At 55.0% G+C, this 24084-nt stretch carries 16 protein-coding genes; 2 read left to right on the top strand and 14 right to left on the bottom strand.

Features of this window, described 5'->3' with window-relative positions; all coding sequences use genetic code 11:
- Nucleotides 1-86 precede the first annotated feature (86 nt).
- Entirely contained in the window at nucleotides 87-887 is an 801-nt protein-coding gene (locus DVR07_RS05460) for a nucleotidyl transferase AbiEii/AbiGii toxin family protein (RefSeq protein ID WP_115795738.1), read from the bottom strand.
- On the bottom strand, nucleotides 884-1717 hold the full coding sequence (locus tag DVR07_RS05455) for a type IV toxin-antitoxin system AbiEi family antitoxin domain-containing protein (RefSeq protein WP_115795737.1): 834 nt from the start codon (nucleotides 1715-1717) through the stop codon (nucleotides 884-886). The genes DVR07_RS05460 and DVR07_RS05455 overlap by 4 nt, the downstream gene beginning before the upstream one ends.
- Nucleotides 1718-1949: 232 nt before the next feature.
- On the opposite strand from DVR07_RS05455, the gene DVR07_RS21360 reads away from it, so the two are divergent.
- A complete protein-coding gene (locus DVR07_RS21360; protein WP_162829377.1) occupies nucleotides 1950-2135 on the top strand; it encodes a hypothetical protein in 186 nt (61 codons plus the stop codon).
- A 175-nt stretch (nucleotides 2136-2310) separates the two neighbouring features.
- On the opposite strand, the gene DVR07_RS05450 is transcribed toward DVR07_RS21360, so the two are convergent.
- From DVR07_RS05450 to DVR07_RS05410, 9 genes are all read right to left on the bottom strand, one after another.
- Nucleotides 2311-3219, bottom strand: coding sequence for an ADP-ribosylglycohydrolase family protein (locus tag DVR07_RS05450; protein WP_115795736.1), 909 nt, complete (start codon nucleotides 3217-3219; stop codon nucleotides 2311-2313).
- Nucleotides 3220-3261: 42 nt separating this feature from the next.
- Nucleotides 3262-3531 carry a hypothetical protein gene (locus tag DVR07_RS05445; protein ID WP_115795735.1) on the bottom strand — a complete coding sequence of 90 codons (270 nt, stop codon included), beginning with the start codon at nucleotides 3529-3531 and terminating at the stop codon, nucleotides 3262-3264.
- A 51-nt stretch (nucleotides 3532-3582) separates the two neighbouring features.
- Nucleotides 3583-3939, bottom strand: coding sequence for a hypothetical protein (locus DVR07_RS05440; protein WP_115795734.1), 357 nt, complete (start codon nucleotides 3937-3939; stop codon nucleotides 3583-3585).
- Nucleotides 3940-4128: 189 nt separating this feature from the next.
- The gene (locus tag DVR07_RS05435; protein WP_115795733.1) at nucleotides 4129-9159 is read right to left on the bottom strand and encodes a sacsin N-terminal ATP-binding-like domain-containing protein; all 5031 of its coding nucleotides are present in this window, start codon (nucleotides 9157-9159) and stop codon (nucleotides 4129-4131) included.
- Nucleotides 9160-9465: 306 nt separating this feature from the next.
- Nucleotides 9466-10491 (bottom strand): HNH endonuclease, encoded by a 1026-nt coding sequence (locus DVR07_RS05430; protein ID WP_394338814.1) that lies wholly within the window; start codon nucleotides 10489-10491, stop codon nucleotides 9466-9468.
- Between the two features lie 233 nt (nucleotides 10492-10724).
- On the bottom strand, nucleotides 10725-11387 hold the full coding sequence (locus tag DVR07_RS05425) for a 3'-5' exonuclease (protein ID WP_115795731.1): 663 nt from the start codon (nucleotides 11385-11387) through the stop codon (nucleotides 10725-10727).
- Nucleotides 11387-12319 (bottom strand): hypothetical protein, encoded by a 933-nt coding sequence (locus DVR07_RS05420; protein ID WP_115795730.1) that lies wholly within the window; start codon nucleotides 12317-12319, stop codon nucleotides 11387-11389. Before DVR07_RS05420 ends, DVR07_RS05425 begins: the two co-directional genes overlap by 1 nt.
- The gene (locus tag DVR07_RS05415) at nucleotides 12316-13173 is read right to left on the bottom strand and encodes a hypothetical protein (RefSeq protein WP_205410971.1); all 858 of its coding nucleotides are present in this window, start codon (nucleotides 13171-13173) and stop codon (nucleotides 12316-12318) included. The genes DVR07_RS05420 and DVR07_RS05415 overlap by 4 nt, the downstream gene beginning before the upstream one ends.
- A 288-nt stretch (nucleotides 13174-13461) precedes the next feature.
- Nucleotides 13462-14427 (bottom strand): hypothetical protein, encoded by a 966-nt coding sequence (locus tag DVR07_RS05410; RefSeq protein ID WP_115795729.1) that lies wholly within the window; start codon nucleotides 14425-14427, stop codon nucleotides 13462-13464.
- A 745-nt stretch (nucleotides 14428-15172) separates the two neighbouring features.
- Between DVR07_RS05410 and DVR07_RS05400 the strand changes: the two genes are divergently transcribed.
- Nucleotides 15173-15403 (top strand): transcriptional regulator, encoded by a 231-nt coding sequence (locus DVR07_RS05400; RefSeq protein WP_115795727.1) that lies wholly within the window; start codon nucleotides 15173-15175, stop codon nucleotides 15401-15403.
- A 21-nt stretch (nucleotides 15404-15424) separates the two neighbouring features.
- Here DVR07_RS05400 and brxL read toward each other — a convergent pair whose 3' ends face one another.
- From brxL to pglX, 3 genes are all read right to left on the bottom strand, one after another.
- Nucleotides 15425-17452 (bottom strand): protease Lon-related BREX system protein BrxL, encoded by a 2028-nt coding sequence (gene brxL, locus DVR07_RS05395; protein WP_115795726.1) that lies wholly within the window; start codon nucleotides 17450-17452, stop codon nucleotides 15425-15427.
- A 392-nt stretch (nucleotides 17453-17844) separates the two neighbouring features.
- On the bottom strand, nucleotides 17845-20271 hold the full coding sequence (locus DVR07_RS05390) for a PglZ domain-containing protein (RefSeq protein ID WP_115795725.1): 2427 nt from the start codon (nucleotides 20269-20271) through the stop codon (nucleotides 17845-17847).
- A gap of 6 nt (nucleotides 20272-20277) precedes the next feature.
- Nucleotides 20278-23994 carry a BREX-1 system adenine-specific DNA-methyltransferase PglX gene (pglX, locus tag DVR07_RS05385; RefSeq protein ID WP_162829432.1) on the bottom strand — a complete coding sequence of 1239 codons (3717 nt, stop codon included), beginning with the start codon at nucleotides 23992-23994 and terminating at the stop codon, nucleotides 20278-20280.
- Nucleotides 23995-24084 lie beyond the last annotated feature (90 nt).

The following is a 24084-nucleotide window of genomic DNA, read 5'->3' as shown; positions in this document are numbered from 1 at the left end:
AATAGCATAGAAGAGCGGTACGATGTGACCGAAAGCGAACGCACCCGGGCACTCGATCCTGTCATCGCCCACCCCCAGAACTAGCGTTACTGCTCGTTTACCAGCGAATCGACGTAGTCTTCGAGTGTGTCATACACGGGGCCGAACTCGGGGAGGTCTGCAACCAAATCGGGAAGCGTGTTCTGCCAGCCGTCACGGATCTCTCCCCGTTTCTCTCCGGGAAGCCCGTCCCGAAGGTCGATGTCCAGGCCGTCGTGTTCACACTTCCGCGTGAATGCAGGAAGAATAACCGAGTCATCAACGTCAGCCTCCGTAAGCATCCGATACAGGTCGTAGTAGTCACGCGCCTGTGACCGCTGATAGAGCGCTCGTAACTTCTCCGCGAAGATTTCCTCCAAGCTGTACGCGGTCAACTCGAATTCGGGGACATTCTCGTAGCTGTGGCGATGGTTTACCGAAGCGAACGCCACGTGTTCATCGATCATCACGTCCAGACTCGTCGTGTTCTTGTGACCGAGCACAGCGTCGTACTGGATATCGATATCAACGTAGTGCGTCGGATACGCTTCTTTCTGCAGTTCACGGTGTTTGGTCACCTCGAAGTCGATACCGGAGGCTCTGGTCGCGTCTTCCAATGTGCTTTGCAACTCCGCTTCGCTCCCGTGATACCCTCCCTCGACACCGAAATCAAGGTCTTCCGAGTAGCGCCACGTCTCCGGGAAGTACAACTTGCTGAGCGCAGTGCCACCCTTGAACAGCAGGTTGTCACCGTAGGGACTCGTGTAGATCGCCCACAGAATCCACGAATTGACGTAGTTCTTCTCCGCGTAGCCAAGTCGAACATCCAGCTCTCTGGCCAGCCGTCGGAGTTGCGCTTCGGAGATCATGAGAAGTCACCAGGGAGGAACGATTCGGGACCGACGTTCAGACGGAGTTGGTACTTGCTGTCCCGGGTCCCCGTCGCTTCTCTCGTCGGGTCGAGCAGCGGGTACCCGGTCGTGAAGTTCTCGACGAGGTCCTGATACTCCGGAAGGTCGATGTCCAACTGGTCGGCGAGATACACGAGTCGCTTCGTTGCGGCACCGTTCCCAACCCGCCGCAGGTACTCGACGACGCGTTCCCACGAACAGCGAGTATCGACAGCGTTCTGCATTGCCTTCGCAAGCTCGCTGATACCCCCGCAAAACTCCGGATGGTCGGCGCAATCGACCAGCGTCTTTTCGATACTCGATATATTCACCTGGCTCGACCCGACCGCAGTCGGTTGATACCCGAAGAACTTCTGCTCAGTGACCGTCACCGGACGGTACGGGACACCGTGGATTTCACGCTCCTGGGCGCGCTCTGTCGTCACGACATACACCGTGCGGGACATCTGCTCGGTCAGCCCGTGGTGATTCAACGCACTCCAGTACCCGATGTACATCGGCTCTACGAGTGCTGACGCGATCACGAACTCGTGTTCGGTATACACGGCGTTCTCACCGGCAGCGAGCGGGAGAATTAGATATTTCCCGTGCGCGATCCGCTCAAGCCACCCTTTCTCCTTAAGCGCATACGCCATGTCCTTGGCCGACTTCCGCGGAATGTCAAGCGCGTCCGCGATGTCACTAATACTGATGACCTGCCGGTTCTCGCTTGCGAGCCGTGACAGTGCCTGCGACTCGCGCGTCGACAGGCTCTTTCGTTGAGTCTCTTCGTCGTTTGTTGACTCCATAGCCGCTCAGCGTACATAGAGTCTAAATCTCCCTCGGTATAAATGTGGTTGTTGAGAATTGTTTTTAGTAAAGTTGTCCTCATAGCCGCCCAGCGTACATAGAATCTAAATATACCTTCGATACCGACACAAAACAGGAGTGTTCCTTCCATCACCTGTATCATACCAACGCAAGTTGCTCCGCCAGCAACCGATACCGACGTTTTTGTCAATAGGGCACATGCCTTCCAGTATGGACGTTGAGGAGTTCCGGCGCTTCATTGCCAGCCTCAATCAGTTAGACCGACTGCTTAGACGTCCAATCGGCGATTCTGCCAAGGATGAAGAGAACAAGACACCGGTACAGGTGGACGAGTCTAAACTCGACGCAGAACTCACTGCCTTGGAAGAGGAGATGCGAAACGACTCCAGCCGATAATTGCATCTTGCCCAGGCGTCGTTATCTCATCCCTGTCCTGAGTAACATATGCGAGAGAATACTGAGAATCCTCGGGATGATGGTAATAGACGCAGGCAGTCATCATATCAGCGTAGGTGACAGACCGAATTAAAACACACCGCATCCAGAGCCTGGCCAACACATTTCCCCTGAGTTACCCTACGTTGGTAAGCTGGGTTGCCAGTCCTTCGAGTTCGTCGACCTCATCGATAGCACCCAACCATCGATCCGGAAGCTGTGACGCTCCGAACCGCGCCCCAGCGACTGCACCAGCAATCGCCCCAATCGTATCCGTATCACCGCCACGATTCACCGCCGTCACAATCGCTTCCTCGGCACTGTCCGCGAATAACCCATCGTGGAGTGCCGTCTGCAGCGAATGCACAACGTACCCCGACGTTTCCAACGTATCGGGCGAGTCGCCACGCGCAAGCGGTCGGAGTGCCGTCACAAGCTCATCAGGCGCGTCCGACCCAACATCATCGAGGGCATCCTGCAACGGTCTGTCCGCGTCTTCAAGCAGACCAGCTATCGTGAGATTCAGAATCGCACAGCCGTCGGTACAGCGCGGGTCAGCGTGCGTGATCTGCGAGGACTTCCGGCTCACTTCGGCGAGTCGGTCCCAGTCCGTCGCGTACGGGATGGCGAGCGGCGGACACCGCATTACACTCCCATTCCCCGCGTTTTGCCCTTCCGGACTGTTCTCCCACACGTGCTGACCTGCCTCGTCCCACGCGTCGCCGCGTTTGAGCCGGGTAAGCGACCGCCTCGTCATTCCTCCAATATCGAACGGGCCACTGTCGTACCACGCGACGAACCGATCAGCGACATCCGCCGGATCGAACGCTTGGTGTTCGACGAGACTTCGAGCAATACACAGCGCCTGTTCGGTGTCGTCCGTGATCGTCCCAGCCGGTTGGTTCCACGTGCCGTGCCCGACCATCTCGTCAAGCCGTCCGTACTCAGCGGAGATCCCCGACGCAGACGTAAACTCGGCTGGCCGGCCAAGCGCATCCCCACACGCTAATCCAAGTAACGCACCACGCGCCCGATCCAAATCCATACGTCACCAACGACTACCGCTGCGAAAAATGTAGGGTAGCAGTCACTCGCCAGGTTTCGTTCCGGTACGGAGGTTCTCCCGGTACCCAGCCCACGCCTGGTACATTTCGGTCCGTTCCTCTTCGGTCATCGTGTCGTGCTCGTCCGCGTCGTAGAACGGGAGTTCGTCCTTTTCGGGCATCTTCATGAGTCTCCCGAGTGGGTAGAGTTGCTGGTAGTAATTCTCCAGCACCCAGTCTTCGCCGTGTTCGTCGACAGCTTGCTGGATGTACGGGGCAGCTTCCGGGTACTCGTCGGCGAGTGTCTCAGTCATTGGGAGTCGTGTGGTAGGGCCTCTTGGGTTCTGTGCGTCTGCAGATCGGGTTCAGGCGTTTGTGAATTCAGTAAGCGAGTGGTTTGGACTGTCTCGGTTCCACTTGCCGATCTGGATGAGCTCGAACGTGTCTAAGGAATCGTCAAGCTCGTTGGCGAGTTGGGTCTGAACTGCAGTGGAGAGACTGTCGACGGGCATTGCGGTGAGCGTGTGCTGGGTGAGGAAGTAACTGGTTGCAAGACTCGTCGGGGCGACGACGATGACGTCTGAACCATCGACGTCGTCGAGCGCGAGTTGGGCATCTCGGTACTGGAGCACCGTCGCATCCAGGTCATCGACGGGGAAAAGACAGCCAGCAGCACCGTACTCGATACTCGCCCCCGACGATTCAAAATGCCCTTTGAACATAATCAATACCAGATATATGCCTGAAAGACATTAACTTTGTGTTGGATTGGCGGATTGATCTGTTGCTCCCGCGCGTCCTGTTCCCCAATTAGATTATCCTTGCCTTCCCCCACCAGAGGCTATGCCTCGTCATCTCTATGATTGCTTAGAGAAGGAAGGTTCGCATCAAACAAGGCTGCTGGATAGCAGTCAGTAGTCTATCCGGAGCTCACCATTCTTTTGGATAGTGATTTCACCCTTGTCCGACATAGCGGCTAAGTTCGTGAATCGCTGGTCAATGTACACATGTGGTGTCCCAACCTGACAGACCGTGACGATACAGTAGTCATCTTGCTGCTCTCGTGCCCGGCCATACTCTGGGATTGTTAAATTGAATCCATCCATGGTGCCGACTGACGACTTCACCTCAATCCATATTTCGGCATTTTCGGAAGGCTGAATCTGAGCCAATAAGTTGTTCGCCTCGTTTGATATCCTGAAGTCTGCGCCTTCAATCAAAATATCGGCACCAAGGCTAGTATCTCGTATATGCAGAACACGAACTGTCCAATCAGGGCCTGTGATTTCGACTCCGGGCACGGTAGCCCCGTAGCGGTCCATTGACAGCCGTGATTGCGATTCAAGACCGTCGGAGTCGTGCGCATGCTCGGGAAGTTCCAGAAACGTGGGATCCCAGAACCACGTCACTGTGCACTGCTCCTCAGCGAGTGCAGTCCGGAGCTCATCGACCAGCGATGTTAGCACAAACTCTTCACCCCATAGCCCAGCTTCCCAAGCGGCAGATCCGCCACCGCCGCCTCCACCACCGCTCCCAGTGCCTCGTCGGGATTTACTCCCTTCACCCTGGGAACGATTTCGTGAATCCGGTTTGTTTTCAATAGCGGTTCGACTACCTATCGAAGACGGCGAAACCTCCGATTCGAATGTGGATGACTGAGGGTCCGTATTCCGAGCCCCGCTATTATGTCTGTCCCTCGATTCCTGATTTGAGGAGATCGCTTCGGAAGAGTTGGAATTCGAGTCTGCTGTCGAGCGCCTACCAGAGGAACTGTCTCCCACTGGAGACCGGGAAGAAGTGTCTGAGTCCATCGACGGTGACTGGCCCGGCGTTTCGGGCTCGACCGATGCTGGCTCCGAATCTGAAGGCGGGTCCGAGGCTTCTACGGATCCATGCGATGAGTTAGCCTCCCCGGAACCCTCGACAGTGGCTGTTTTCGAGTCTCTTTCGGGCGGTTCGTTGGCAGTGGCAGCTATTTCATCAGACTCAGACTTCGTAACCGACTCACTCAATTCTGAACCGGAGGGTTTCGTCCTGGTGTCTGTCTCTTTTTCTTGTGTGGCCGTTTCGACTTCCTCAGTCGAATAGTCAGTGAACCAAACGAGAGTGATGTCGTGATCGTCGAGATAGGCCTCAAGAAAGTCTGATTCTGCTCCGACTGCCCCCGATAATAACGACCTGAGTTCTCGATGTTGGTCTAAAGGAAGTTGCAGTTCATCTGCTATCTTCGTTGCCATGTCGTAGTACGATTCGGCCCCGGATGCTCTGAGAATCCGTGTGTTAGTGTGGTCTATGTAGGATTGCAAAGGAAGCCGCTTGGAGATATTCTGTTTGTTTAGCGTATAGTATCCCTGTAACTCATTATGCTGTTCGACGTGATACCGGCTGAGCGTCGTAAGCTCGTTTAGTTCGTCGTCTCGATTCCCATTGGTCGTCTCTAAAAAACTTTGAGAGACTGTCAATAGCTTCCGGAGTCGGTCATCGTCAACAACCCTGTCCCACTCATCCGCCGGTTCTAAAGTAGCGGCATCGGCAAGATCAAGTTCCACGGCAGCTCGAAGATTTTCCAGCCCAAGAACCTCCCACAGAGGGATCAGCCGCTTCTGTGTCAGGTTTTGTGACTCGGGTTGTTGAATTACTCGGTGACCGATCTCTTGTTCTGTCGCCTCCAGAAGCCCCTCGTCATAGCAATAAAAATCGATCTCGGTGAGTGGCCCTGTTGTTCCCGAGGAGGTAGGTACGACAGCCTCTTCGCTGAGTCGCCTCAGTACAGCTAAATCACGGAATTCATGCTCACTCAACTCATCAAATTCATTCAACAGTTCTCGAAGAGTCTGGTTCCACGCTTTCGATTCCTCGTCGGTGAACTCCGTACCGGAGTGGCCGGCCAGGAAGTCTAGACAGTCTTCTATTCCTACCCGCCTCTGTACGCCGACCCTCTCTTGCAGGAATTGGTGGTGACGAGTGTAGAGCGTTGATATTGAGACAAATTGGTCACCGAGACTGATCCCCTCAAGCACCACTTGTGTCGACGTTCGGAATTGTGTCTCGGCTGCCTCGACGTATAGAAACGGAGCCTTCCGGAGTTCCGAGAGCAACCTTTCAGCCTCGTCGTCCGAACAATCGGCCAGACCAGCTTTGAACTGATCAAGCTGATCGTTAACTGCAGTTCGTATTTCACTCGGTTCTCCATCACTCCAGACCGTGGGGGCCTGTGTGAGTAATTTCAAGACAGACGACGGATCTAACCGGGTGCTGATATTCAGACCATTATAATTCGCTTCCGAAAACGGGAGATCATTATTGAGATACCGCCCGTCAGGTTGTCCCTGTGTTCGAGGTATCTCAACCAGCAACACTGATGGGGGGCTTATTGTCCCTGTTTTTGTTGGACACCATGCTGTGTTTCGAATCCGATTAGCGAATTTGGACGGGCATTGTGTCCCCTGAGATTTGGTGCGGAACGGATTTCCTTTCCCATACTGGGCTGTGTAGTAGAGTTCCTTATTCAGACGATCCTCGTAGTAGTCCCAGCACGACGCAAGCATCGTTGCCAGCTCCCACGCCTGTGCTCCCGATTCTCTCCCTTTCTCTGGGATGATGTCCAGCAAGTCTTCGAATGTGTCGCTGATTTCGTAATCCGAGAGCGCGTACCGATACCCCCTCAGCCACGTATCGTAGGTATCCCCCGAGTGTCTCGGTGCTTGCGGAATATTAGTCGATCTGTCACCACACGACTCAAGTTCCGTCTCTAAATCGTCCTTATCACGGAATCTTTCACGAGTTTTCGCACCTTCCTCCGTTACTTCGAGTTTGTCTCTCACCCCCGCCTTCGTCAAGAAACTCGACCACGGTGACAGCGAGTTCCCTAACTCCCGGTATGATGGTGTCACGAACTGTGCAGAGTCGATATCCTCAAGAAGTATCTCCAGATCGTAGTCCAAGCCATAGGCCTTTGGGAGATAGAGCTCGGATGGCTTTTTATATACTGACTCGTCGCTGCTGGACGATTTGACCCTCAGTCGAATTGCGTTCTTCTTACGCGCAACCTTCCGTCGGTGTTTGTCACTGATAACAAACTCTAGAAATGCATCCAACGTCGAATCAGTCTCGGCGCTTGGATTTTTGAAAGCTTCTGCGATTACCTCGGTGATGATGTAGTCATCTTCAACGACCGAGAGCTCTAGTGCGTTCTCAAAAAAGGATCGAGCATCAGCTGCGACTGCTTTGTGATCCTCAACCTTACCATTGCCATCCGACTCGTCAAAAGTCAGGTCTACTAGTGTAATCCGATCAGTGAAAATCTCATACTCGTCTCCCCCGCTATCGGGCGGAAGAACCGGATCCGAGTCCGTGTCGTTACTGCTGACTACAGCACCGGTTTGGAGTGGAACCAGCGGAATTTGCTTAACTGCACTAAGGAACTCTCTCCGTTCATCGTTGTAAGATCGTTTATCCCGATATGTGTCTTCCCACAATTCGTTGAAAAGGGCAGCCAAACGTAACAACTCGGAAGTTGACTTTTCGCGGTAAACATTACTATCCTGCTCAACTTGGGCAAGACTGGCAATCGTAAGCTCATCAATCAAACCCAACCCGACGAGATCATTGAGACACCGCTGCGTCAGCGAGTCTGCAGGATAATTGGTAGCCTCTCCGAACAGTTCTTGAACATCTGACTCAGAGAGCAGCCCTTCCAGTCGGGAATCGGGCACAATGATCTGCTCTGGGAGGTGGTATTCCCCATCCTGACCTAGAATGCATTCGTGCTCCCTCAGGACATCCAAGATATCTTCCTGAATGCGTTTAAGATGGGAATCAAGTGTTCTTCGAGTTGGAACAAGTTCCAAAAAAGTGGTTGTGGGTGAATCCCGCTCTAAATAATATTCAACTGCCTTTTCATAGACTGCACTTACGAGGCCGAAAATCCACTGGTTGTACGGGCTCTTGGTATTATGCAGGCTTGAACGGTCAGAGTCAAGAAGAAAATCGGCTTGAATATCGAACGGAATATCCAGTTCCGTTTCTGTGGGGAAAAAATTGAACAGCCGACTGGGTTCGTCTCCAGAGATTGGATTGCCATCCTCATCTACGGGAAACGAAATCTTGATCGGCACCGGTTCATCTCGGAACTCCTCCTCGTTTTCTAAAGCACGATGCTTGACTAGCTCGGAAAATTCAGCCTCCGGTGGTACCTCCTCAATACCGAAAATATGACGTCTCTCATAGAGAATTTCATTCTTGTAAATCTCAACCTCAGTAAGCTCTCCCCTGGTCGTTTCTTCCCGTCGATAGGTCGTCCGTTCGCCGTGATCAACGACACTGATTTTCGAGACGTTCCGGAGATACGGCATCAATCGAGGGAGAGACTCAATCTGCCCCATGAGCTGTGACCGATCATACTCCGAAAGGTCAGTGAAAGGCAACCTAACCTCGGTCGCAGGTGCGTACTTAATCTCATCAACGGCCGTCTCATCTACGAGATGTAGGGGTAGAACGCATCGGTCTCGTTTGAAGCCGAAGCGTAGGAATCCCGAACGAACCTGCGGGTGATCCGAGACGCTGAAAACAGACTTGAACCCACGGCCAAAGTGGCCAATATACCCCGGCTCCTGCTTTGTACTCTGTCCGATGTGACATATGGCTTCGAACTCATCTTCCAGAAGTGGTCGGCCATCGTTCCGAACAACGAGTTCATCTTCTGAGATTAGGATCTCGACTGTCTCACACTCCTTTACGTCATCAGCATTCTGCAACAGCTCAGGAATCACCTGTGCTGGAGTGTCAAGGTCCCGCTTGACATCCCGGTCGTAATTATGGAAGAGATCCTGAATGACCTCGTTGTCACTCTCGTATCCCTCTAGGAGAGTCTGCCGGCGTTTCTCTACGAGCTCTCTTGCTTCACGCGGCGTTTGTGGGTGATTTGGGGGAATTCCGGGCATGTATCTCTGAGTCAGTCGCTTGTTTGCGCCGTAGCACCGATTCGAGAAGCGGGCTCTTCAACAGTCGTTTCGCTGTCAGGTGTAAGTCCAGTGAATTCCTTCGGTGATGGAATCGAGAGTTGAAGTCTATTAGAATGACTCAAATGAGTACCACCAGCCTTCCGTTGAGCAACAACATAGATCACGAAGGAACATAATGAACTCATCAATAGTAGTCTTTCTTTAACAGACACATTTAGATTTGATGGAGCGTGTTGTTTTGAAAGAGTCCCCGACACCTCCGCATTCCAGAACCCCTATATACCCCTACAACTCCGAGTTCACTTCCTGTAGCGCCTCAATTGCTTGCTGTAGGTGCACACGCAACTCCTCCTCGGAACCGTTCTCACTCACCGCTTGATCAGTACCCTCCACGCTCTCATTCGAGGGCCGCGCTTCGGGGGCGGTCTCAGTCGTCCCCCACGTTTCTGTCCGGCCCAACGAGTCTGTGTCCTGTTCGGGGACTGCGTCAAGTCGCTGCTGTTCATCACCGTCGTCCTCTACTGTGTCGGTCGTGCCCGGACTGCGTTCCGACCGCTCGCTGTCGGTCGGCCGTCCCCCGCGGTTGAACGCGGCCAACGGGAAGTCGTACGCACAGGCTCGCTTCTGCTTGTTGAACGTCGTCCGCCGCGAGACATCGAACACGTTGATGACGTCACTGCGATCACACCCGCGGTCGAGTGCCTGTCGGACTTTCTCGTCCTCCATCCGCTGGAGCAACAGTTGTGGGTCGTCCGGGATGTGCCCGCGAGCGGAGTTCTCGATCTGTTCGGTGAGTCCCCATTCCCCGGTCTCGACGTCCTTATCGACGATCTGCCGGTCGCGGGCTTCGACCAAGTTATCGAGTCCCATCAGCACCCACAACCGCTCACGAACCGCTGACACCGTCAAGTCAGTCGGCACCCCGGACGCAATATCACCCGTTCGCGCCGGACCCGCATCTGCTAAGAACCGTAGGATCTCGATGTCCTGCGGAAGCAACACGCTCTGGTCTTCCTCCGTGATCTCGACGGGCGCGTCGTCAGGCGTGCTCTGTTGATGGAACCAACTGTGGCACGACCGGCACAGCAACGTCAGATTCTCCATATCATGCTCACCCATCCCGTCCGGGTCGCGTTCGATATGGTGGACATGCAGCGTCGCTAACCCGCCTTTCTCCGGTCCGCGTCGCCCGCAGACCTGGCAGCGATGGGCGTACTCGTCAAGCACCGCTTCCCGCGTCTTCGGATCAACCGTCTCGTGGCACTCCTCAGGCGTCAACCGCTCCGTTCGTTCACCGCTCGATTCGCTCATCCTCGTCGCGTCGTCGTGATTGTGTGACTCTGTTTCTGTCATTCGCTGATTTCCAGTGGTCGGTTCTGCAACTGTTCACACCGCTTGAACGGGAAGTCGTGGAGTATCGCTTCAATTCGCAGCTCGTCGTACCCGTGTCGCCGCCGCGTACCGCTCACAGTGCATCCGGCGGCACCACCCAGTCACGAACCCACCTACTGCGAACCCCACGTAGGACTCGATCCACCTGCATCTCAGATCGACCTCGTCGGCGTCAGCGACTTCACTTTGAACTCGGATTTCGAACAGTACCGCTCCGCAACGCGGCCGAGCGCCCGTGTCCGCAGCACATCCGCCACGTTATGCAACACGAGCTCCGCAAACCGCCCGTCCTCGAACGATGTCACAGCCTCTTTGCTGTCCGTGAACGGGTCGAGATCACCGTGCGATCCGTCGCACAACACGTCGTACGCCGTCACGAGATCACCGTTCTCGCCACCATCAACAGTCGTGTTGAACCGGTCGGTGACGAGCGGCATCACGTCCGCGTACGGCACATCGAACGGCCACGCCAACTCGCACTTCGCGTACCGCGTTCGCAGGAACGGTAGATCGAACCCGCCGTTCCACCGCTCCCCATTGTACGCCACGAGCAACACGTCACCATCACGGAACCGCTCGGCAACGAACTCCGATACCGCGACCAGCAACTCACGTTCAGACGCGTGCGTAGATACTCGCACGAGCGTCTCCGGCACTGCTGAGTCAACACGCGACTCAATACCCGACGCGTCCCGCTCGCCAGTCTGCAGGAACACGCGTACACCCATCGGCACCGCAAACCCAACCGTCGTCACCTCGTCATCAACATCGAACCCGGTCGTCTCAATATCGAACGCCACTTGCTCCAACACCATCACACACCACCTCCGTCCGACGCGGCCGCCGCACGCTCCGGCACCCGGTCCGCGTCACTCGGGCGCAGCCGAAACTCCCCGAACCCGAACCGAGAATGCGTTCCAACCCGCGTCACACCGTTCTTCGCCGTTCTCCCCGCGTCATCTCCGACGTACTCGACGACCTGCCCGTGATCAACCGTCGCCACAGCGTACGACTCGTCACCGTTCACGAGGCGCGTTTCACCGCGACGCAACCCGCCAGTAGGTACGTCCCACCACCACGGCACCGACTGCGAATCCGCGTTCGGAGCCTCACTCACCAGCACGAACGGCGTCACAAGCTCCAACTGCAACTCGTCAGCCCCTCGCACCCCAGCGTAATCCAACGCATCGAGATCCACGAGTTGTGTCTCCACCACGGACACATCCCCGAACCCGTAATTCCGCCACCCACCAACACGAATCCCCTCCAGTACATCCTCCGCGACCGGTACGACACCGTCACGCCCGGCGTGCAAGTAGCAGTGCAGGAACCACGACACGGACCGGCGGTGATCCCGCATCTCCGCCGGCCGCCCGAACCAACACGAATCGTCGAACGCAACACGGCCACCATGAGTTTGCAACGGGTGTACGTTATGCGCATCCCGCGGCCGTGAATCCAGAAGCCACCGCTGCGCCGCGTCCCGAAACACGAACAAGTCCTCGTACGACTCCACGTCCGGCAACGACAACCCGAGCTTCCCCGCATACCCATCCTGCGACGCGCCTGCCGGGTACTCACCGTACTCACCCGGGAGAAACACGCCGTGACTCACATGCAGTGCCCCACGCGTCGCAGCACCGACACGCCGCGCCACCGCATTGAACACGGCGTTACCCGACACGAAATACGGATGCCCGGAGTACGGCGACTCCAACTCGAAGAGAACCTGTTGGAGCCGCGTCACCGACCCTCACCTCCACCTCGACGGCCACGGCGACCATGCCCAGCGCACTGCGCCGGTGCGAACGCCGCGACGTAGTCCTCGATAAACTGTAGCGCCACCGACCACGAACGGATCCGCCGCAACTGCGAATCCAGCACGCGCCACCGACGTGACCCGGCCACGTCAAACGGGAGCGCCGGGAGCCGCGCCCACGTGTCTGCGAACGACCGTGCTGGCGCGTCACCCAACCGCGCTGCCGGCCGATCCCCCGGCTCCCCAGTCACAGCCAACGATACCCCACCCGTCGAGAGTACTGTTCGATGCGGGGTTACAGACTCCGTGTCCGGAGCCTCAACTGCGAGGAACAGGTCGCCGAACTCGTGACCTCCCCGGTAATTATCCAACAGCACCGCCGTCAAGAGCGTGTGGTACTTCACCGACGTGTACGGGTAGTACGGCGACTCATTGAACCCGGCCGGCAATGACGCCGACAACCACGTCGCGTGCAACTCCTCGGCGTCATCTGCCACGAGCAGCCCGTCCAGCGACTCAACCGAATCACTCGATACGACCTCCCCGGTCAGCAGCGACACGCGCCGCCACGACCCGTGCGCATCCAACGTCTGCTCCGGGTCACCGCGCGGCCGACTCAACAACGCCGCATCCCCGTCCGCCCCGTCCGGCACCGGCTCATTCACCCGCACACCGTCAACCCAATCCACTGCATGACTATGCGCCCGCGCCCGCAGCTTATGCACATCGTGCCGATACGCCGCCACCAACGGGTCCACCGCATCGGCGTCACCCTCTACGTCAGAATCCGAAATCGCATCACGCACCCCGATCACCCGCCCGGCCAGCTTCACCATCCTCATCACCAGTCGATGTCTCCGTCTCTTGTTCCTGGGCTGTGCGGAGCCCCGTCGACGGCTCCATCAACTCATCGAGACCGTCAGTATCAGAGCCACCAGTCGCTGAGGACCCATCACTCGCAGCACCCGCCTCCCCACCACCAGACGCAACAATCGACTCCTTCGATGCCGCCCGTTCTTGAGCAGTCCGCAGACCAGTCGCTGGCTCGGCTAATTTGTCCAGTTCCGCACCGTCCTGATCCATCTTTCCCGAATCATCATCGCCCGCATCCCGACCATCACGCCCACTAGTCATGCCGAACCACCCCCTGCCCCGTCACCAGCACCAGGGAACGACACATCACCATCACGCTGCGCAACCCGCGCCTGCAACGCCCTGACGAACTCCGGCCGGCACTCCGACCGCCACACCTCATCCTTCTCCTCCATCGCAGACGTCACCGCCTTCGCACGGTCAAACACGCGACGCACCTCCTGGTCGCTGTACAGCGGATTTATCACCCACACATCAGCGATACCAGCCCCAAAATTCCGTGCGCCGCCGAGCTGGAACTCGAACTGGTCACTATGCGCATCAAGGAACGACACAGCTTCCAAGAGTAACCCGACGAACTCCGGCTTCAGTTCCCGGAGCGTCAACTTCCACGTTCCCTCGACGTTCCCGAGCACATCACGATCCGCCTGGCGGAGCGGCTGCCCACCGTCCTCCTCGTTCCGCGACCGCACTTGGTTCGAGATCTGTCGGTAGTGCGCTTCCGCCTCTCCGTCCAGGACATCCACCTGTCTCCGAATCGGGGAGAACGACACCGGACGGCGCAGCAACTTCCCCGGCTGCGCACCGAACCCACCGAACAAGTCGTAGACGACACACCCATCATCGTATTCATCCAGACAAGTTCCCTTCTCGTGGTACCCGGACTCCAAGTCACGCTCATACGTCTCCGCACGCATGTAGTCCGCATTCGGTTCACCAGGGTGACACGCCGTCGCACCAGCGACCTGGACGACCTCCTCACACCCGTGTCGCAGCCAGCCTGACAGGGTGAATGGGCTTATCTGTCCTTCAATCTGATTCATCGGATCATCCGACTCATACCGATCCGCCGACGCATGATGCCGATCCGTGACGATGCCGTCCCCTGGAGACAGCAGGTCGATTTCGAGCCCAACGTACACATCCGGCAGCAACATCTCCTCCACCGACCGCGGCACATCCAACTCGACATCAAGATGCGAATCCACGAGGCCCGACGTCATCGCTGCTCACCCCAGAACAATCCGCGAACCACGTCACCATCCGCTCCGTCAGCTCGACGACGCGTCTCACCAACAGACACCTTCTCCGATGCCTTGGCGGACTCCCGCTCCTCAACACCGGAGGCAACGTTCGACCCCGTGCTACCACCATCCGGAATCAGACGTAGTGACTTCGTCGCTGCCGCGCTCACACCGACCACTTCAGGCGCAAGCAACACCGGCCACGACGACTGCGTCGCCCCATCCGAACACCACCCAACACGCCCCTCGACGAGCAACTCCCGCACACCCAACGGGTACTCCTTCGGAAGTTCGTGTTCGTCGTCACCGCAAACCACGTAACCAGTCTGAAAAAGCAGCTCTCCAGCCGGGCGAAACACGTACGCAACAACCGAATCCCCCTCGTGAAGAGGAGATCCGCACGCTTGACACGTCGCGGCCCCTTCCCCGAGCGAAATATAATTTATTTGATTTATTTCTTCAATTAGCGATCTGTCGTCGCCTTCTTGTGTTTCTGGATTTAATTTCTTCATGGGTTCTCGGACGGTATTCGGAACCCAGCCTGGGTGCTGCAACACCCGGGCACTTCTGTCGATCAGTGCCCAACGGCTGAGTTCACATCCATTAGTCGCTCGTCTAATGGTATAAACCTTTGGACACTCGACTAATGGTATAAACCTTTGGACACTCGACTAATGGAGAGTCATCCAGCAGTCATATGTGAAATGGCACTCACACCAGTACTATGGGCGACCGGGACCGGGACGAAAAAAGTGGGAAGTTTACTGAGGAATACCCTCACCAGGATTTTCTGGAAGCCTTAGCAGAACTCGGACCAAGTGGAACTACAGATATTTCGGATTATGTTGGCTGTGATCGCCGAACCGCCTATCTGAAATTAAAATCGATCGAAGAGGATGGGGAGATTAGAAGCAAAAAAGTCGGAAATTCCCTTCTTTGGGAATTAGACGAATAACTACGCACCCGTTCTGCGAGATTACTCCAACTCTATCGCTTTACTAGCTGCATCAAGCGGATTGGTGTAAAATACGAGTTGAAGTTGATCCAAGAGCTCATCGGGTATCTTCGCTAGGTCCTCTTTATTTTTCGCGGGGAGTAACACCGTCTTTGCTCCTGAATCAGCGGCTAACTGGAGTTTATCCACTAATGAACTCACGGCAACCAGTTCTCCCATCAAACTCATAGCACCTAGTACTACGGCTTGTGGGCGGACCGGTCGGTCGAGAATGCCGGAGACGATCCCAACAAGTAATCCGACACTTGTCTCACCACCTTCGCTCGCGTCTGCTGGATTGAGTACCTGTACATTGATATTGTACTCATCCAGCGTCTCATCGCGGCGGAGTTCTCGCATATTCGCCTGAAGGTAGTCGCACGCAGTCTCGAACGACTCTTTCATCTTTTTCCCCGGGGTTCCAGAGATGTTCGTCTTCCCGGAACCGGGAAGCGTTTGAGTTTCGATACGGAACGGAGCGTGACGACCTTCGCTTTCGCCGATGGTGTAGACAGTACCTGCTTGCTGTGTACCGGGCGGAATAAGCGCCTCATCGGCCTCCTCGGGAACCTGAACGTAGAGTTCTTCTTTCGTTTCTAAGTCCAGATAGGAGAATTCGACTGCCCGATACTCCATTCCACCCATCCGTTTCAACTGCTCCTTGACACGACGTCGCCCCTCCATAGCGAATTCAAGATATTCGCGGAGTTCCTCTTTCGTGTATTCCCCATGCGGATGGAGTAGTTTGATCAGGCCAGATACCGTCTTCCGGACGGCCCTTTCGTCTCGTTGGTTCAGGTGGTCTCCGAACGCGAACTCCTCGTTGATCGCATCACCGTAAGATTCCTTCCGCAGTTCGCGCACAAACTCGGCGAAGTAATCCACAATGAATCCGAACTGGTCGCCGAAGAATTCGGAGCGCATCTTCGGGACTTCCCAGCCAGGGAGATAGTAGTGGAAGCGATCGATGAGAGCGAGGTCCTGCATATCTTCTGGGAACGGCTCGAAGAGGTGGGAGCTCTTGAGAACGCCTTCGACATCCAGATCGATGTTTCCGACGTAGACCATCGAGGCCTGCGCTGTGAGTTCTTCAGTGCCGCGAGAGAAGCTTCCAGACTCCATGTAGTCTTTGAGCATCTGGACCGCTTCAGAGTCGCTGAACTGGAGGCCACCGACTTCGTCGAATGCAACGACATCCCAACGGCCAACGAGTCCAATCCGCCCCGTGTTGAGGTTCAGAAAGAGCTTCGCAACGGTGGTTTTTCCACCCGAGATGAGAATCGAGTGCGGGCTGATTTCCCGATATAAATAACTCTTCCCAGTTCCGCGGGGGCCCAGCTCGACGTAATTGTAGTTGGATTCGACGAGGGGAAGACACCGAGTCAAAAATAGCAGTTTCTCGCGGTCGCTGAACGCGGTAGGGTCGTACCCGACGCTCTGGAGGAGAAGGTCCATCCACTCGTCACGCGTGAATTCTTGTCGACGGTCTTTCAACTGGTCCAGGTCAAGATTCGATACCTGTATCGGTTTGAACGAGTCGATGCCGAACAGGCTCTTGGGACTATTCGCGTTGTCGGGAAGGTATTCCAGATCGATGATGGCCCAGACACCGCCGCCCAGAAGCTTCGGGTGCTTGCTGACGAGGTGTTCGTTAATTTCGACGTCGTTGAGCCCGAGGTTGACGAACGAGCCGATGTAGGCGTCCTGCTGCTCGTCGAGTCTGACGGTTACTTTGTCGATGACTCGGTATCGACCACGTTCACGTACTTCGCTTTTGACGTACTCGGCCTCATCAGGGCGAACGTAGTGCTTCGACAGAATCTGTTTGACTTTTTCGAGCCCCTCCTCAAGCGATTCCTCATCGTCTGTGGCACAGTATTGTCCGATGAGGTATTCGAGAACATAGGTGGGGACGTTTACTCCCGACTTGATATCTTGAACAAGATCCTTCCGGACGACGCGTCCGGGAAAGACGTCGAGAGCTTTCTGATCGACGTCCTCAGTAGTCATTATATTCAAGAAACAGAGCCGGGGGCATATTGGTGTCGGTCATCCCAGGCGGAACACCAATACCGGTTACCGATACTCATCTATTGGCTTCAGTTCAGATACGGGCGGCAGAGTCTCTTCGGTTGAGGATTCAAGCGCTATCGCTAATACACAACAATACTGACAGCGAGCACATACTAACCGCTATCCGTTTAGTTAGAAGCCGGCTCAGGGCCTACAAAATGTGGGAACACCACATTCTTATGCCCTTTGCTTACAGGGGAACTCCCTGATCACTATTTTTAGCTTTTCATCCTTTCATTTAGTAGTACCTATATCCATACTCTCAGCAATCATTGACTGGTGGCAGGATATAATGGTATCTATTCTAACACATGCAAGGGGATTGTAGGTTACACGTCAAATCCCATATCATCGTCTCCAAAGAGTAGATCAAGTTCCACCGTTTTCCGCGTGATCGTTTCTCGGGTGTCGGTGTCAATAACTTCGAACTGGACCGAGCTCTCTCCAGAGATTGCCCCCTGTTTGAGACGAATACGTTCGCTATTGGTCCCCGGAGAGATTTCCATCGTTACGGGGTCCGCCACCGCCTCGTCATCGATGTTCGCACGGATCTCTAGTATCGGTGCTGGGTCGAATGCCACTTGTCCACTCTTGGCCTCAATCTCAATGGAGATTATCGAGTTCGTGATCGGGTCGGGGATCGAGACGTCATAACTGATCGACGCGCTTTCTTCTATCTCGCCGGTGGTCACCGTGAGGCACGGAACGAGGAGTTCTTGGAGCGAAATCCCACCGTGGAAGTACTGCATGTTCCCACCCTGAGCCTTGAAACAGGCAACACTTCGAGGGAAGAGCAGCTTGAGTTCGGGAGCGTTGATGCCGAGATCAGACAGCGCATCGGAATCGACTTCGATGAATTCGCCCGTATCGACGAGTGGAGCATCGCTGTCAGCGGCTGCGAATCGTCGTTTGACGACCGGAGCAAGGTCGGGTGATTCGACTTTGAGGTCGTCGGACAACCGATCCGTGTAGAGGAACCCGTGGTCGCTCGTGATGACGAACCGAGTGTATCCGGCCTGCTTTAGTCGCTGGACAGTCCGTTCGACGTCGTCAACGTGGGAGTCCACCTGGCTGAAGGCTGCGTCGTCGTCGAGATTCTCACCGAGTTTGTCTATCGTTCCGGAGTAGACGACTCTTGGGACAGGGTCAGACTCCGTCAGGTTCTCCAACGAGATGCTGCTCACCTCGTCCATATCTACCACCTCGAAGCCTGCGGCGCTGAGTCTGTCGACGCGGTCTGACTTTCCGGTCATCTCCTCACCGCCACTGGTCACGACGAGGTCATCATCTTCGAGAGAGAGGCCGAGTTCTCCAGGTAGGTGTGCGGCCATCCCAACTTCGGTGATCGAGGGGAGAGCCGCGCTGACTGCGCTCAGGTCTTGCTCGAAGTCCGTCCGCCGTCCGAGGTTCTGTTTGATCGCTTCGGCGAGTTCGTAGCGAAGCCCGTCACAGATGATGATCGCCGTCCCGTTGTCAAGGTCCGCGAACTCATCGTAGAACGAAGTCTGGGGTGTCCCGAGGGTCGGGTCGTCACTCAGAATGTCCGCAAGCGGGCGGTTCACTCCTTGGAGGAAGGACATGTAGTGTTGAGTGACCCGCTCCTTCACCGTGGTTTCGTTCGGATATGGGAAGGTAGCCTCCTGGGTGGCATTGATATACTGCCGATAGGCCGCATCGACTTGCCACCATCCATCGTCACTCGTGTACTTCTGGGCGAGTTCCACCGATGAGAGCGTCTTAGCTTCGTCGGCGTCGATAGTTCCGATATGCTGGAGGGTTTCGACCGCCAGGACTGGGACTGACCAATCGACAAGGTCCTCGTTGCTCCAGAAGCTGTCCTGTCTCTCAGTGACTGTCTGCTGCAAATCTGCCGCGATATCGGGGAGGTCTGCGTAGGTCTCTTCGGCAAGTCGTTTCATCACCAGCCGGATGAGGCCCATGTCGATTCCCTTGAACGCGGTCGCGTCCCAGTGAATGCGGTCGGAGTCGATGACGGCCTTCGCAAGGTCGTATTCCTCCGCGATCTTCTGCGCATAGCGTGTGAACTCGGCAGGGGCGTATTGTTGCCACTCGTCACAAAATGCCGCAGCAGCGCGGGTGTCGTCAGCCGCGAGTTCGTCGTACCGGGATGTCGGTGCCCGACTGGCCACTTCGCCAAAGAGGAGCTGGGTCGCTAGCTCTTTCGGATCGAGTCCCGCGGTGACACCGTATTCCTCTCGGAGTTGGGCGTCCCAGGCGTCGGCCATCGCGTTTTCTTCGATCGTCTCACGGTACTCTTCCGGATTCGAGAGGTAGGCACGGACCCAGTCGTCGGTTGCCGGGCCAGCGGTGTCGAAGAGAACGCAGAAGAAGGCCAGGCGCTGAACCTCGCGGTTCTGTCCCCAGTCCTCGTACGCGTCAGGGATCTCTTCGTCGTGCTCGACGAGGAACTGCGTCACGGGCGTGTCGTCGATGTCCTGGCCGACGCGGTACTGTCGCCCGAGTGAGTGGACGTCGCGGAACCACTCGGCATCGTTTCGCGACTCGGGAATGTAGAACAGCCAGTCCTTCTCGTAGTTCGGATCCTCTTCGTAGAGGCGGCGCTTCAGTTCGAAGTAGCTGCCATCGTATCGTGCGAGCGTGACGCCGTCGAGGGCCACTTCGACCTCGTCGAGGACGCCCTTGTACTTCTCTTGGGCGTCATACCACACCCAGACCGGGTGTCGATCGAACTTTTGCCGGAGTTCCGTGATAATGCTGTCCGCGAGATCTCCCATGTCAAATCACCTCGAATAGCTCGATTTTAGTTTCGGGAGTCCGGTTTCGAGGAGTTCGTACTGGTCCCACTCTTTGATATTCTCCCAGATACCTCTCTCAGTATCAACTGTAACCCCGTCATCAATCATTTGATCGATCATATCGCCGAACTCACGAATGTCGGACAGACCCTCCTCAACAGTTTCTAGGCGATCAAGGAGCTCCGGATCTGGATTCTCGCCGCTTGTCTGTGCTTGGAGTGTGTCGCGTTCATTCTCCAATTCTTCAACCCTAGGATCGATGTACTGCCCCCGAAGTTTCGGCAGTGTGGTCTCATCAATCCCGTGGTAGTAGACATAACAACTAAACGCACCCTCTGGGCTTTCTAGTTGCCAGTAGATGGGGATTCGCTGGCCTCGGCGACGGTATTCCTTGCAGTGGTGGTGGCGGAAAAAACGGTTTCTGAACCACTCAACAGGATCTTGACCGAGAAGGGTGTTGAGGCTCTGAGCGCTCATCTGGTCATCACACTGGTTCAACGCCTCCTGAACCTTGCCAAGGTGAGTGTCCGACGAGAAGACTAATAGCTCATCTTGCAATGTATCGAATTCAGCGTTGATTTCCCACCTTCCAAACAGGACTCCAACAACAAACGAAACGATGTCCCCTCCCCACCCTTCTTCTACTTCAGACGCGTACAATCCTTCCTCGTGTCTGATTTCTGCGACTGAGATAGGGGACACATCTATGTCTTCAGAAATTTCTCGCAAATCCTCTCCGTCTGAAGATTTAATTAACGAAGGGAGGTCGTCGATCTTCTGCTTACTGCCTATTTCGACGTCGGGTTGTGTGGTATAATTGACGTCTGCAATCGGGAGGCGAGCGAGGTTTTTCGGAACCTCATCATAGATTAGCTCAACTGTGTCCTCGCTAAGTTCATAATCACGGAATATTTCGTTGTCTATCATCCCGTGGTGTATTTGAACAAGAGACTCCATTCGTTCACGTTCATATATCAATGACTCAAGATTATCATAAAATTTATCGGGGTCAAACTCTAGTTTTGTCTCTTTCAATGACTGCTGTGTTTTTCTCTCGTCCAAACCTCGTTTGGCGTAATCCGTTACCTGACGCTGTGTTTCTTTGGATAGTTCGGCTGGAACAGACTCAACAGCAGATATATTGAAATGTATTTGTGGGTTGAGAACGTTCAAAATGTACCTATTCATCGACGAGCAGAGCATAGCCATAACAGTGAAATCTGCTTCGGTACTACTAGTTTTGATCAAACGGGCCGTCGGTGTGAAGAACCAACCTGATTCGTGCTTCCTGACAGTAAAGTAGTTCCCAAATTTGCGGAAGTGGATTCCTTCTTTCCCATAATATCCTTCATTTCGGAGGTGGCTCCCCTCGAAATTTCTAAGTTCTTTTCCCTTATCACCCCAATCGACTACCATTTCTGGCGAATCGAAATATTCCATTGGGTCGCCACCCATTGCAATGGATCGGTATCTCTCTTCAGGGCCGATATCCTCTGAATCGATTTCCCACCATGACCGGAGGAACCGGTCATCATCCCCCGTGCTTAGACCTTCAAGCACAGCCTCTGAGACCTCTTCAACTGAATCGTGTTGAGAGATTGCAGACAAGATCTCGTCGCCAAATCGATATACAAAAGGTGTCCGTGGTAGATCGAAGAATGTAGACTGATCAACGACGAACACGTCTGGGTGGGACTTTTGGTTTCGTTGAGTTTTGATCAACTCTGGTAGTTTTTGTTCCTTCTTTTCATATGTGTCATACTCTTCCTGCTCATGTGTCATTCTGAAGAACCGGCTAGTTGTTGTACTATCTTCAGATTGATTTCTCATCACATACGCAGCCGTGTAGACATCCTTCTGCTGCGCGAATCCGTATCTCGACAGATGAACTGTATCGAGTATCGCCATATTTTCGAGAAGATATGGCCTGAGGGACCTGAAATCGTACTGGAACATAAATCCTTCAGGAGTAATCATCGCCGAGAGTCCATTGCCTGCAAGGAATTTGGTATTTCTCTCGATAAATGCTGAATAGAGGTTCTGGTGAGAAATATATCCGGACTTCAGGAATTCCTTCACTTCATTAGACATCTTTCGATCACTAAGATAGGGTGGATTCGATACAACAACGTCGTACTCGTCAACCAGCAAATCGAGCAATTCCACCGTCTTCCCGACCTCGTTGGCGAACATCTCCTCAACGGGATCGTCCTGTTCCAACCCATTGCGGGCGATCTCACGAGTCTTCTCTAAAAGATCCTCTCTCAGCGTATCCCACGAATGTTCCTCCCCGCCGGAGACGAACGTCGATTGTCCTGTTAGTTCACCCTGGTTTGTGATCTGTGTCTGTCCGCCCAATTCAAGCTCCTCGCGGTACTCATCAAGCAGTTCGTCGATCCGGTCCTCCACCTGAACGAGACTCCCGAGTTCACGGATATCATCGAAACTTTGCCAAATTTGTTCGAGTATTTCTTGCTCTAGATCTGAATCTGCACGATCAAGGACCTTTGCCTTCCGCTCGCCATTGATGAGGACTGCGTCTGCACTCACGACGTTCAACTGCGGTATTTCCACGTCAGGAGAGTGCTCTTTCGCCTTCAGGTACAGTGATAACGCCGCGATCTGGACTGCACCGGAGTCGATATCGATCCCATGGAGATTGTTCCGAAGAATCTCACGTGGGATGTACTCTTCAGGGATTTCACCCTCCTCCAGATACATCTGGTAAAGAACGTCGAACGCATAGAACAGCATATGACCGCTCCCGCAAGCTGGGTCGAGCACGGTGATCTCTTCGACCGGTTTCGACTCACGATCAGTCAGAGAGTCTTCTAACGGTGCAAGATAGAAGCAGTTGCCCTCGTCGTCGATATTCGTCCGTTCGCCTTGCATTTCGAGCCACGTCCGGCCCAGTGAGTTATCGACCATCCACTCGACGATGTACCGGGGGGTAAACAGCTGGGTCTTCGTGGCGATGTCTGTTCCTGCGATCTTGTAGTTCTCTTCATCAACCCGGTCGTCGATCTCTTCACGTTCTTCCTCACCGAAGTACTGGTATACCCAGCCCAGTGCCTCGTCGCTTTCCCAGGCATCGTCATCGATTGCGTCCAGTTCGTCGAGAACCTGTTCTCGAACCTGCGCGTCGAGGTCGATAGCGGTGTGTTCGGATTCCTCGAAGATCATTCGAATCTCCGCCCCGATCTCCTGATACGCAAGATCAAGGGCGGCATCGAAGCCGTCATCAGGTGCGTTTGTGAGTTCGCCAGCGATTTCGGCCACGGTGTGGTGCATGTACGACCGGTTGCCGTACTCCGGACGCTCGGTGATGGTTTCCTCGACGAGGCCGCGAACCTCGATGGTCTTCAGCGCGACAAACCGGTTGAGGTAGGTCTTCGTTGCTTCGCGGACGTAATTAGTGATTGACCGCTCCAGATCGCCTTCCGTAGATTCGAGTTCCCGTTCGATGGCAGCATCCAGCGTTCGTCGAGTGTGGCGTTCTTCTGTGGACAAGTGAGAGAGGTCTTCAAGGGGGAGACGCTTGTCCTCGTAGATACCGTATTTTTCGAGCTGGCGGCGAAGTTCGTCTTCGAGCGTGTGGCGAGTGCTGAGGATAGTGCTTCGGATGGTTGAGCGTTGATCCGACGAGAGACCAGGTTGACCGTGTGTCGTGGACATGGATATCAGAGGGTCGCGTACTGCCACGAAACGGACGGGACGGCAGTACGCTGTATCGGGATTCCCGCCCGCGATGACATACAACGAGCAAGTATTCGGCGTGTCTTATAATTGTGG

This window comes from Halorussus rarus (genome assembly GCF_003369835.1).
Classification (GTDB): Archaea; Halobacteriota; Halobacteria; order Halobacteriales; family Haladaptataceae; genus Halorussus; species Halorussus rarus.
This window is presented reverse-complemented; position numbering and strand designations above follow the sequence as displayed.